The following is a 12,298-nucleotide window of genomic DNA, read 5'->3' as shown; positions in this document are numbered from 1 at the left end:
TTAGAGGTTTATTGATGCATAATGGCTATGAACTTTACATTCAACTTTATTTTATTTTTCTTTCTTTGTTATTAATATTTGTAAAAAAATATGTTTTGTCAATGAAGTCGTGGAAATTGTTATTATTTGGAATGGTTGGCGGCCAACTTTTCTCAATGTTATCTCTTTTAATTTTTCATGTTTCTGTTTTTCCAGATAGATATTTAGCCCATCTTTAACATGCTATTTTATTTTCTGTCTATAATCAATCAGTTGCACGATGATTTTTTGGCGAGTGGCACTACAAACGTGTCATTCCTTGATTTGGTGGATTCAGGTGAACATTTTTCTCGCTCTCTTGGGGTTTGAGTTGATTCGTGCGTCTGATGGATAACCGATTGTTCTTGATATGTCTTTACAAATTTTTACACGCTACCTCGCTGTGAGATTCTGCGCAACCAAAGTGTGCGCATCGATCAGGATACAAACAAAATCGGCACTGGGCTGACACCGTTCCATAAACTCTTCCCTGTACTGCCATTTGGTGTTCAAATGCCGGTCGGGACACGACATCAATCTAACCTGCTTCCAGAGGTGATCCAAGGATGGACATCCCCGACAGCCCGAAATGTCCGACCTGCCAATCCACGGATGTGGTCGTTTGCAAGGTCTACCTCACGGTTCACAATGGTGGACGGATCTTGCACCAATGTTACGGATGTGGGGCGAGTTTTTCAGGGCTGGACTGCTGTCATCATGGAACGCGGCAGTCGATTCCTCGCGGACCAGAAGTGTGGAGCAAAAGATGCCGATCTGTTTACTGCTGTCATGGGCACGGTTTGCCAGTTCATCGACCAAACGCAGGATTTGACATACTTATCGGATGGAGAACGGCGATATGGTAACATATTGTTTTCCTTATGCGCCGAGGCATTGCAAACGGGGACAATAGGTCGTCCTCCCAAGGTTCTTCCAAAAGGGGTCAAGGTGCGAGTCAAAAACAAGGGCGATCAGAAACATAAGCGAGGTCCAAAGCGCCCAAAGTATCAAGCTCCCCAACGGGAGTATCCTGACACGGATCAGACACTGCCAGACTCAGAGATAAACGCCAACCGCCTTGAAGGTCAGAATGCTGCAATACGGAGACGAAACAGCGCTTTTCGGCGACGAACGAATACGTATGCCAAGTCTGAAGATGGCCTTCAGCGCACGTTGGATGTCCACTTGGTCATCCACAATTTTGTTCGGCCCCATTGGACGACCGGAGTGGTTCCGGCGGTCATGTTGGGCATCAGGAAGGCACCCCTGCGTCTTGAAGACATATTGACCATGAAAAGGGCTGCCTGAAGGCGCAGGACAGGCAGGAAGTGTTTGTCCCAAAGTCCATCTTGGAATGGTCAAAGCCCAGTGCCCTCAGCATCCCAGGCGGGCAATCTCCAGATAGGCCCGGGCGGCCTGGCGAATCTTGGACACATGGCAGTATTCATCGACCTTGTGGGCCAGATCGGGTTCGCCGGGTCCCAGGATGAGGGTGGGAGGTGAACCCAGGGCTGGTGTCAGGATCGAGGCATCGGTCACATAGGGAGCCGTCCCCATTCCGGGTCGTGTCCCGTGCAGAGTGGCCATGATGTCAAATACCCTGGCAACCCAGGGATGGTCGGGATCGGTCATGATACCCGGCGTGCTGGTGACGATGCGCAGGGTGACATCCGAACCCAGATGATCCTGAATGGAGTTCAGCAGAAGGTCATGGTCCAGACCGGGTATCGAACGCAGATCCACACCCACAACCGCATGATCCGGCACAATGTTGATGCGCTGTCCCCCCACAATAGTCCCGACATTGAGGGTGGGTGATCCGAGCAGGGGATGCGGGGGAATCGGAAAACGATACTGTTCCAGGGCCAGGATGGCCCGGGCCGCCTTGAGAATGGCATTGACACCCCGATCCGGCATGGAACCATGGGCTGCCACACCCCGGGTTTCCATCTCCAGCCAGAGGGCACCTTTGTGCCCCAGGCAGGGCATGTTGGCCGTCGGCTCGCCCACCACAATGGCCCCGACATGGTCCAGGTTTTCGTTGCCCAGGGTTGCAAAATCGGCCATCAGTCGCCGTGCCCCGGCGCAGCCGACCTCTTCGTCGGCAGTCAAGATCAGCAATAAATCGCCCGTGGTCCGGGTGCCGCCTTCCCGGGCCAGCTCCAGCGCCGCCCAGACCATGGCCGCCACGCCCCCTTTCATGTCGGTGCTGCCACGGCCATAAAGCCGGTCCCCCACCACCTCCCCGGCAAACGGATCCCGGCTCCAGGGGGTTTCCCCCGGCAACACCGTATCCAAATGCCCGGTGAAACAAAGAGTCGGTCTGACAGATTGACCGGGGAGACGCGCCACCAATGTGGCGCGTTGTGGTCCAATCGTCTGCAAGGAGACCTGAAAACCGGCAGGGGCCAACAAGCCGGCAATGAATTCGGCACACGGCTGTTCATTGCCAGGCGGGTTGACCGTCCGGATGGCCACCAGCTCCCGGGTCAAGGCAACAGGATCAAGCATGCATTGCTTCTCCTGGAAGCCTGTGGCGTTGACTGGCTCCGGGGTGTCCCAAATGGGGAGGGGTATGGCAGCAGGTTTCATTCCCCCGTGAACACACCATGGACTCCTGTTTGATAGACCAGACTGCTGGTCAAGTGTTTTTCCAATGTGTTTGCGAGTTGAACCGTGTTTGTTTGACCGTCCAGGGCCTTGAGTTCGCGATGGAGATCTACCAGAGGTTTTTGGCTCGTGATGGCCACGAAATGATCTCCACCCAGGGGGGGTTGGACCTTGAGCGGCAGTTCGTAGGGCTTGTTGGTTTTTACGGTCAGTGGATCGTTGTAGGGACTTTCGGTATGGGGATAGAGAAAATTGATTGTTCCGTCCGAACCAAGGTTGATCAGGGTGAAATGGGCATATTTGAGGTTGGCTACGGAGAAGGTCAACAATTCACCCAAATGGTGCAATCTGTCATTTGGTTGCAGGGCGATGGCCAAGGGTTCGGTGTGGCGACTCAACTCCTTGATCCTTTCCACCAGTTTTATTTTGCCGAACACCTGGTTGAGTGTCACGGCATGGTCGGCGGCAGAACCGCCTTTCTTCAAGGAATGAAAAACATCTCCCAAAGGTGAATAGATGCGCCCACTGACCTGGTCAAGCATCCAGGCCCCCGGTTCCTCGCTCCTGACCACATGGATTCCCTTGAGCAACGTGGTATCAGGATTGAAGGTACTTGCGGGTGGGGATACCTTGCCTTCTGCCACGGATTCTGGGGATATTCTGACAAAGGCGCGTGTACCTTCCCCGGCTGGGTCGGCTTTCATAAACAATTTCAGCGTGGGTGGCATGATGGTGGCCAATGAGATCCGGTCGGCATTCGGCTTCACCGGGATCCTCTCTGCTTCTTGGGCCATTTTTTCCGAAGTTGTCGTTTCCCGGGCATTTTCCTCGGCGTTGAAAGAGAGCAGGACACCTGTTCGGGTACGAATCGTTGCCTGTGGATGTTGGAGGCCATCGGTGGCCATGCGCACACTTTCCCGGATGAATCTTTCCAGTTCTCCCTTGGTTACCTGCCCATCACGATCCAGATCCGCCTCGCCACGAAACGCCTTGGCAACGGCCCAACTCAATGCGCCGCGTTGTTGTTTGTCAATGGTGACTTCCGGCACTTCCTCCGTATCCGGAACCGCGCCAAAAAAAGTGACGTGGGCCAAGTCCGCTTCCGATACCGGTTTCAGGGTGGTGGTTGGCTTGGGAAGGGCATCATCCTGGATGCGCTGGAAGGGTGCGGCGCGTGTTTTCAGTTTTCTGAGGCTGTTTTTGCCGCGGGTCATGGTTCCGGAGTGGCAGGAGTCGGAGATCATGACCACTTGCAACGGTTTTGCTGCCTTCAGCATCACGGCGATTTCGTCGTCCAGGATACGTTCGTAGGTGGCTGGTCCCGAAGCGGCGAATCCGGACATCAACCAGAAAGAGTCCTTGCCGGTGGGTTCGGAACCGGGAATCCTTTCTGGCTGTTGTGCGCCGTGCCCGGCATAATGGAGGAATAACGTATCTCCGGGTTTTGCCATGGTGATGATGCTTTTCCATGCTGCCATGATACGGTCACGGGTGGCATCCTTGTCCAACAATTTGATGATTTTCCTGGCTTTGTATTGCTGGAGGGCGGCAGCTACATCGTTGGCGTCATTGACTGCCCCGTCGAGCTTGCCAAAATTTTCATACTCGTTGATACCGATCACCAATGCGAAAGTATCGGCGTGCAGGAGAGATGAATCCAGGATGAATAGGAAAAACAGAGAGATCAGGCCTGCCCAATGTTTCGGGTGCGCATTCGAAGATACAGGTACCATGAGTCACCATTTCCCGGATTCTTGCGACGAAACCATGTCCCGCACTCTCGCATGGAAACGATAGCATCCTTTCAGGATTCATGGTAGATGTCCAGTTAGATATGATAAATTTCAACTTTTTACGGTTCGTTTCTTGCGAGAATTATCTTTATGGAACAGAAACATCCATGAGAAATGCCCGGGTCGGCCACTTGTGGAGTCCTGCGCAAAAGTGGGGGAAAAATGCGCCATAATCAGACCAGACTGTCTATCAAGGCAACCGTTGTATTGATCGCTTTGCTCCTTGCCGGGTGCGCAACCTCCTCCAGACAATTTGATGATTGGTCCGAACGGTTCAATCGTCTGAATGAGCAGCAGGACTATGCCGGAGCCCTCCAGTTCATCCGGGAAGAGATTGCGCGTCCGGCGCGTCCGGAAGAGGCCGACTTTTACTCCAAACGTCCCGGGCTTTTGGCGAATCGTTACGCTGCCGGTATCAAGGCGCTTGGTCAATATGCCAGATTTTATTCCCTTGCATCCGATGCCGATGCCGAGGCGGAGCGCTATCTGCAAGGAGGACTGCAACAGGCGGAGTTGCAATATGCCACCAACAAGAAAACCATGGAGCAGGTGTACAGAAAAACCAGGGGGCAATTGTATTCGCACATGGCGAACTATTACACCAGCACCCATCGTCCGGGAAAATCTGCCGAATATGAAAAAAAATCCTTCGCATTGGCCGAGGAGATCGACGATCAGTACGGCGTTATCATGGCGTTGAACAACCTGGCTGAAACGATGAAAGCCATGGGAGATCTTTCCCAGCGGGATTTTTATCGGGATGCGGCCATTGCCAAGGGCAAAGCCTATTTCAACGCCAAGGATTTCATGCAGTTGTCTGGCATGGAATGGATTCAAGCCGGGCAATTGCGGCAGTGGCTGGCTGTTGTCCAAAACAAGATGGATGATCTCTCCATCAGCAAGAAAAGCGCGGAGATCATCGCATTATGGGACGAAGCCATCCAGCCGATTTTTCAGAAGAAAGTGTTTGAAAAGCACACCATTTACAAAAATGTTGCCGAGCGTTTGTCAACCAGCGGTGACCACCAGGGGGCCTGGCGTTTTTTCAGCGAAGGGCAGGCCCTCGCCAAACAGGGGACCTCCAGGTTTGGAGAACTGGATGACATATGTCTGGAAGCCCGTCTATATATCAATGCCGGTCAATTCGAACGGATTGGCGATTTGCTGGACAAATGCCGTGCGTTGCTTCAAAGCCAGAAAATCAAAAAGAACGAGCTGCAATATTCAAACAAGTTTGGCGAAGGTTATGAAGGTCTGGGACGCCTGGAGGAGGCTGCCGCTGCGTACATGAACAGCATTCGGCTTGCCGAAAGCGAGCGCACCAGTTTCACCACCACGGACCGGACCACCTTTTTCCAGAGTCCGGTGGTCAAAGCCTATTGGGGGATGATCCGGGTGCGGGCCAAACAATTTTTGCAGCAACGGGACGCCGCGCATTTTCGCGCCCTGCTGGAGGCCACCGAAAACATCCGTGCCCGGCAATTCACCGAGATGCATGGCGGGGCCTCGGCCCCGTCCCTTGATCTTGCAACGATTCAGGCCGGAGTGGGCCAGGATGAAGCCCTGCTCGGCTACACCGTCATGGACAACGCCCTGGTGCTGACGGCGCTCACCCGGAAGCAGTATGACGCCTGGCTGATTCCCTTGGATTCCCAGGCCTTCAAGGAAGAGGTACGTGCCATCCTGCCGCTGCTGGCCGCCTCGGGTAGTGACATGGAACTCCTGAATACCCGTTTGGCCAAGCTGAGTCGCCGGGTGCTGCATCCTGCCGGGGAACTCCTGGCCGGCAAGAAACACCTGATCGTCATGCCGGATGGATTGCTGAACGCCGTGCCCTTCGACCTGCTCTCCCTGGCCGGGCAAGAGCGTCCCCTGATCCACGACCTGACCATTCGGGAGTTGCCCTCCCTGAAATACCTGTTGGCCAAACAGACCGCACCGACTACCCGGGGTGAGGCTTCCGGGTTCTTCGGGGTGGGCGACCCGGCGTTCAGTAAAAATCCCCGGGTGGCCGGAATGACCGTTGAAGAGATGCGCGGCATAACCCGAAGCAGTAACTTCCTGGGCTATTTCAGTCCATTGCCGGAAACCCAGCAGGAAGTGAAGACCATTGCCAATCTGTTCACCGCCGCCAAACCGGACTTGTTGTTGGGTACACAGGCCATGGAATCCCGGGTCAAGAGCATGGATCTGCGTGGTTATCGCTTTCTGCATTTTGCCACGCATGGCATCCTTGGCAATGAAGTGCCGGGCATCACCGATCCTGCTCTGGTCATGGCGGAAGAGCCTGCCGAAGATGGTTTTCTGACCACCGAAGAGACCCTGAAACTCAAGCTGAATGCCGATATGACCGTCTTGTCGGCCTGCAACACCGGCAGCGGGGAGTATGTGACCGGCGAGGGGGTGTTGGGCATGAGCCGGGCTTTTCTGGTGGCCGGGAGCCGGTCGGTGGTGGTCTCCCTGTGGCCGGTGGCCTCCCGGGAAACGGTTGCGTTGATGACCCGTTTTTATGGCTACCTGTTGCAGAAGCAGCTTTTGCCTGCCGAGGCCTTGCGACGTGCAAAGCTTGACCTGTACGTTGGTGGTAACGTATCTGGGATGGAGCAGGAACAGCGGGGATTTGTCCGGGTTGAACCGGGGGAAAAACCGGCTGGACCAACCGCTTCGCTCTCGCCGACGCGCCACCCCTATTACTGGGCACCCTTCATCCTGATCGGGGCTGATTCCCCGGTTGGAGGTCCATGATGGACACCTGGTCAAATGAACATGCTGATACCAAATTGCTATCAAAAAGTGCTAACCATGAATAACGTATGAAAAACTGGGAAGGAGGTCCAGGAGGAAGGGCTGCGCCCTTCCTCCTGGCGGGGTTTGGGGCAGCGCCCCAACAGAATCTTCTTCCAATTTTTTTTTCTTATTTAGCCTGCCGTTGGGCTTTGACGATGGTGACAGGCTGAACAGGCACGTTTTGATGTCCACCCCGGTTGCCGGTGGGAACGTTGACAATCTTGTCAACAACATCCATGCCTGCCACGACACGCCCGAAAACAGCATAGCCGAAATCACGTCCCCCGTGGTCCAGAAAGACATTGTCGGCCACATTGATGAAAAACTGGGATGTGGCGCTGTCCACCACATTCGTCCGGGCCATGGCCAGGGTGCCCCGGGTATTTTTCAGACCATTGTCGGCCTCGTTCTTGATGGGAGCATGAGTCTTTTTTTCCTTCATATCCGGCAACATGCCGCCGCACTGGACCATGAATCCCGGAATCACCCGATGAAAGATGGTGCCATCAAAAAACCCTTCATCCACATAGGTCAGAAAATTTTTGACACTCAAGGGCGCCTTGGCGGCGTCCAGTTCCACGGTGATGTCACCCATGGAAGTCGTCAATACAACCATGACTTGTCCTCCTTTATTGCCGCCTGTCGTTTCATCTGCCTGGAGCGTACCAACCGGCAAGGTCAGCAACGCCACAAAGAGTGCCATCCAGAATCCTGAAAACCATGATCTATTGTGTTTTTTCAATAACGTCTCCTTTATTGTCCAAGGGGGTTGCGGCAACCGGGTCGTTGACAGGCCCGGGCAGGGCAACGGAAAGATCTGAATCCAGAGTGGCCGGAACAGGATCCGAAAAAACCTGTTCTGGAGCAATCGGTGTCTGCTCCGAAATGACCTGTTCCAGAGCAACCGGTGCCTGATCGGGAATAACCTGTTCCGGGACAGGCGGTGCCTGATCAGGAATAGCCTGTTCCAGAGCAACCGGTGCCTGATCGGGAATAACCTGTTCCGGGACAGGCGGTGCCTGATCAGGAATAACCTGTTCCAAGGGGTCCGGTGTCTGATCTGGAAATATCTGCTCCGGGTCAGCCGGGGATGAATCCGGGGCCGGGAATACCGGATCAATGGTGTTGGCACCCTCTCTGCCCCGGCGTTCCCACAGAATGCGCTCGACCTCACTGAGGATACGCTCACTTGTGAAAATCATCTGTTTGGCCTGACTGCGCACAAAACTTTTGCCGAGACGATATTCAGCGGCGTTGCGTTGATCGCGCAGACTGCGCAAGGCCTGCCCCAGACGACGCACGGCAGGGTCGTCCTGATCGAGACCGGAAATTTTGGCCATCTGCATGGCCCGGATCAGACGTTTGTGATGTCCCTCCTGCTCTCGCACCTGGGGCGCGAGCAGGCCGAGATGTTCCCCGAGCTGGTGGCAGGCATGGTAGGCGGCAAAATACGCCCGGCTGCCGGCATCCCGCAAATCCACCTCCAGATGGCTGCCGGCCAGGCGCTGGGCCAGGCGCAACAAATCCTTGCAGGTAATGCTCAATAGGGTTCCTCCCGGGAAAGATATCCCACCACGACGTGCCGAAAGGCCCGTTCCGGCAGGGATGACCGGGCGAGTCGCTCAGCGAGAAGCCAATCCAGATCGGCCACCTCCCGGGAAGGTTGCCGCAGAACAAAACGGAGCGTAATCCAATGGTCGGTCTCTTCCTGGCGCAGGCTGTACTGGGCGACGGCCCCCAGAATGCGACGTTCGCGCAGAATGGATGCCGCCTGCAACTGCACGGACTCGACATCCTGATCCGAGACCCGCATTTCCCGGAGAAAGCGGGCACAGGCCAGCACCTCGGCAGCACCCGGCACGGGTGACAGGAGGCCGAGTTTGTCGCGATTTTCCAGCCAGTGGGCGGCCTCCTGAAAACGACCTGCATAAATGCAGGCAAACGTGGCCTCCACCAACAGGTCGGCATGCCGGGGTTGATCCTTGCATGCCTCCCGGGCTTCCAGAACGGCCTCGGAAAAACAGCCAAAACCTTGCAGGGCCACCATGTGATTGGTGCGAATATAGGCTTCCTGGGGTTCCGCCTCCCGGGCAGCCTCGAAATGGTAGCGCATGGACTCCTCATCGCCACGAATCGTCGCAATGATGCCCAAAACACTGTGTGCCCGTCCCGGATAACTGTCCAGAAAACTCTCCGCCACGCGCCGGTCACGTTGCAGGACCATTTCACTGTAACGTCCACCAATCGGCATCTCCCGCAAGCGGGCAATGATGGCAACCAGCTCTTTGACGTTGGCAGATGGGGTGATATTCATTTCGATCCGTGACATAAGGATTGTCAAACTTCGTTGCACAGGCTACCAGGATTTGATTGATTTGAAAATGTATCACGAATTCCTCTTCCCATTTGAACGAAATTGCAAGAATATCAGGGTCATCAAAAAGGTTTCGCCGCCTTGGAAAACAGGGCTTGGTCACAAGTGACTGGAACGGTATCCATGGAACCGGTTGACGATATCACCATTGAAAAAATTCTGGATCAATACGAAGAGCGACGGACCATCTACGCGGATTTCATGAACCGCCAGATGACGCTCCTGCAGGAGTTTTTGCAGGAACACGGTCCGAAGACCTACGATATTGCCGGTCGGGTCAAGGAACGGGAGAGCCTGCGCCGCAAACTCCTCGATCCAGACTCCAAAATCACCAAACTGGATGATGTCACCGATCTGGTGGGGATTCGCATCATCACCTACTTCGAAGATGAAGTGGAACTGGTGGCCGAACTGATTCGCAAAGAGTTCAAAATCAACGAATCCTACATTGTGGATCGGGGCGAGCTGCTCGACCCGGAACGCTTCGGCTATCGTTCCCGCTATTATGTCGTCGGCCTGCTCGACGACCGCCTGCGCCTGATCGAATACAAACGCTTCAAAGGATTCCAGGCCGAAATCCAGGTGCGATCCGTCCTGCAACAGGCCTGGGCCGAACTGGAACGGGAGCTGGGTTATACGAGCCGGGAACTCTTCCCCAAAGAACGGCGGCGACATTTTTCCCGCGTGGCGTCACTCTTGGAGCTGGCCGACTCCGAACTCAACGGCATCAAACAATTCATCCGCCCCTACCAACTGGCCCAACGGTCGGAAACCCGCCATACCCATATCTCCCCGGATGATTCATTCGATCAGGTCGCCCTGACGGACTTTATCCAGGAAAACGGCCTCGTCCGGGATTTGGACAGCAGCATGGCCACCATTTTTCGCACCGATACCACCTTCAACGAAACGTTCATCCTGCAACTCGCCGAAAATCTCGGCCAACTGGGCATCCGGCACCTCACCGCCCTGGAAAACGAGCTGCGTTCCCATCGCAAGGCCATGCTGGGTATCGGCAAACAGTTGCGTGACCGCTACGCGGATCGTGAATATGGCTCTCTCTGGCGGGGAATTTCCATCCTTGTCATGTGTTATGCCCTGGCATCCACTTCCGAAAAAGCCGATCAGCTTTTGACCCATTTGGACAAAACCGCCTTCGGCATGCAACTGGAAAAAGGTATCTTCCATGACGATATCGAACGTTGGTAAACCCGTCAGGATGCCGGTTGGCGCTGACATCGAGCGTCACTCCGGAACTGGTTCGGTGGCTGTGACAAACCTGGGCAAGGGAGTGGAGTTGGCAGCCACCTTGACCATCATGAGTCTGTTTCTGGCCGCACCCCTTCAGGCGGATCTTTATACCTGCAAACACAACACCACCGGCGAAACCGTCTGGCGCAATCGCCCGTGCCCCAGTAATGAAACCCTGATCCATAAAGAAGTCCAGAAACCTGGACAGGAAAGACCGCCCGCCAACACATCCGGCACACCTGCCAACGCCAATCCGGCTGCTGCAATCGGCATGCCCGCCAACCCGAATCCGGTTGCACAGGGTGGTCAGGCCACTCCGCCGGCCAGTACCGCCCAGCAGGATGCGCTTTTAAAAAATGCTGGACAGCAGGTGGCCAGCACGATCATCAACGATCCGCATCTCATGCAAAAGCTCATGGCCCTCCAAAATAATTCCACCCTCCGCAGCATTCTGGATGACCAGGATCTGCTGGCCAAAATTCAATCCGGTCAGGGGTTGGCCGAACTGGCCAATGACCCCCGCATCCAAAAACTGATGCAACACCCCATGGTCCAGGAGCTGAAAGGTCGCACCTCGGCACCGTGATCATGTGGCTTCGCATGTTTCACAGCCGATTGATCAGACCGGCAACATAACCTGCCCCGAACCCGTTATCGATGTTGACGACGGTGACATTGGCCGAGCAACTGTTCAACATGCCCAGCAAGGCAGCCAGGCCATGAAATGCGGCCCCGTACCCGGTCGAGGTGGGCACGGCGATCACCGGCTTGTCAACCAGGCCCCCCACGACCGAGGGCATGGCCCCTTCCATGCCGGCGACGACGACAAACACCCGTGCCGAACGGAGCAATTCGCCGGCGGCCAACAGGCGATGCAACCCGGCAACCCCCGCATCATAGTGGGTTTCAACCCGTGAACCCATGAGACGTGCCACCAGGGCGGCCTCTTCGGCTACCGCAATATCACTCGTTCCGGCACACAAGACCCCGACCAGACCCGTTGCCGGGTTGTCTTCCACTTGCCGATAAAGGCAGCTTGTGCCTTTGGCATGGTGCAGGAGAGGAAAGCGTTCCCGCAGTTTGCGCATCTGTTTGGGAGAGAGACGGGTGATCAGAAGATTGTTCGCGTGTTCCAGCGACCGTTCCACGATCCCTTGCAGGTGGCGAAACCGTTTGCCCTGCGCAAAAATCACCTCGGGAAACCCATGCCGCAAACTGCGATGGGTATCCAGACGGGCCACGATGCTGCCATCCTGGGTCAGAGCATCCATGGGAAAACGCGCCAGTTTTGCCAGGGTTTCTTCCACGGTGGCACGGCCTTCGGCCAGGGACGTGAGCAGGGATTTCAGGAGTTCGGGAGACATGTCGATCCGCTCAGAGGCTGTTCATTAACTCTCGGATAAAAAAAAATGGAAAGAAAGATTTTATTGGGGCTCCGCCCCAAACCCCGCCAAGAGGAAGGGCA

The 12,298-nt window shown here is 55.3% G+C and carries 10 protein-coding genes; 4 read left to right on the top strand and 6 right to left on the bottom strand.

Features of this window, described 5'->3' with window-relative positions:
• The first annotated feature begins 735 nt into the window (after nt 1–735).
• Complete coding sequence (locus tag HQL65_17950; GenBank protein MBF0138119.1) at nt 736–1,326, top strand: hypothetical protein; 591 nt, start codon at nt 736–738, stop codon at nt 1,324–1,326.
• A 66-nt stretch (nt 1,327–1,392) separates the two neighbouring features.
• Here the strand turns inward: HQL65_17950 and HQL65_17945 are convergent, their stop codons facing one another.
• The gene (locus HQL65_17945; GenBank protein MBF0138118.1) at nt 1,393–2,529 is read right to left on the bottom strand and encodes a M20 family metallopeptidase; all 1,137 of its coding nucleotides are present in this window, start codon (nt 2,527–2,529) and stop codon (nt 1,393–1,395) included.
• A gap of 77 nt (nt 2,530–2,606) precedes the next feature.
• Nucleotides 2,607–4,361 carry a caspase family protein gene (locus HQL65_17940; protein MBF0138117.1) on the bottom strand — a complete coding sequence of 585 codons (1,755 nt, stop codon included), beginning with the start codon at nt 4,359–4,361 and terminating at the stop codon, nt 2,607–2,609.
• 222 nt (nt 4,362–4,583) lie between these two features.
• Between HQL65_17940 and HQL65_17935 the strand changes: the two genes are divergently transcribed.
• Entirely contained in the window at nt 4,584–7,166 is a 2,583-nt protein-coding gene (locus HQL65_17935; GenBank protein MBF0138116.1) for a CHAT domain-containing protein, read from the top strand.
• 169 nt (nt 7,167–7,335) lie between these two features.
• On the opposite strand, the gene HQL65_17930 is transcribed toward HQL65_17935, so the two are convergent.
• The 3 genes from HQL65_17930 to HQL65_17920 are packed head-to-tail and all read right to left on the bottom strand — an operon-like array spanning nt 7,336 to nt 9,537.
• Entirely contained in the window at nt 7,336–7,911 is a 576-nt protein-coding gene (locus HQL65_17930) for a peptidylprolyl isomerase (protein ID MBF0138115.1), read from the bottom strand.
• 22 nt (nt 7,912–7,933) lie between these two features.
• Nucleotides 7,934–8,752, bottom strand: coding sequence for a hypothetical protein (locus HQL65_17925; protein ID MBF0138114.1), 819 nt, complete (start codon nt 8,750–8,752; stop codon nt 7,934–7,936).
• Nucleotides 8,749–9,537, bottom strand: coding sequence for a hypothetical protein (locus tag HQL65_17920; GenBank protein MBF0138113.1), 789 nt, complete (start codon nt 9,535–9,537; stop codon nt 8,749–8,751). Before HQL65_17920 ends, HQL65_17925 begins: the two co-directional genes overlap by 4 nt.
• Nucleotides 9,538–9,705: 168 nt before the next feature.
• Here HQL65_17920 and HQL65_17915 point away from each other — a divergent pair, with 168 nt between their 5' ends.
• Both HQL65_17915 and HQL65_17910 read left to right on the top strand, forming a co-directional pair.
• Nucleotides 9,706–10,791: a RelA/SpoT domain-containing protein gene (locus tag HQL65_17915; protein MBF0138112.1), complete on the top strand. Its 1,086-nt coding sequence runs from the start codon at nt 9,706–9,708 to the stop codon at nt 10,789–10,791.
• Nucleotides 10,769–11,419 carry a hypothetical protein gene (locus tag HQL65_17910; GenBank protein ID MBF0138111.1) on the top strand — a complete coding sequence of 217 codons (651 nt, stop codon included), beginning with the start codon at nt 10,769–10,771 and terminating at the stop codon, nt 11,417–11,419. Before HQL65_17915 ends, HQL65_17910 begins: the two co-directional genes overlap by 23 nt.
• A gap of 19 nt (nt 11,420–11,438) precedes the next feature.
• Here the strand turns inward: HQL65_17910 and larB are convergent, their stop codons facing one another.
• A complete protein-coding gene (gene larB, locus HQL65_17905) occupies nt 11,439–12,197 on the bottom strand; it encodes a nickel pincer cofactor biosynthesis protein LarB (GenBank protein ID MBF0138110.1) in 759 nt (252 codons plus the stop codon).
• Nucleotides 12,198–12,298 lie beyond the last annotated feature (101 nt).

Source organism: Magnetococcales bacterium, from assembly GCA_015228935.1.
GTDB lineage: Bacteria > Pseudomonadota > Magnetococcia > Magnetococcales > DC0425bin3 > HA3dbin3.
This window is presented reverse-complemented; position numbering and strand designations above follow the sequence as displayed.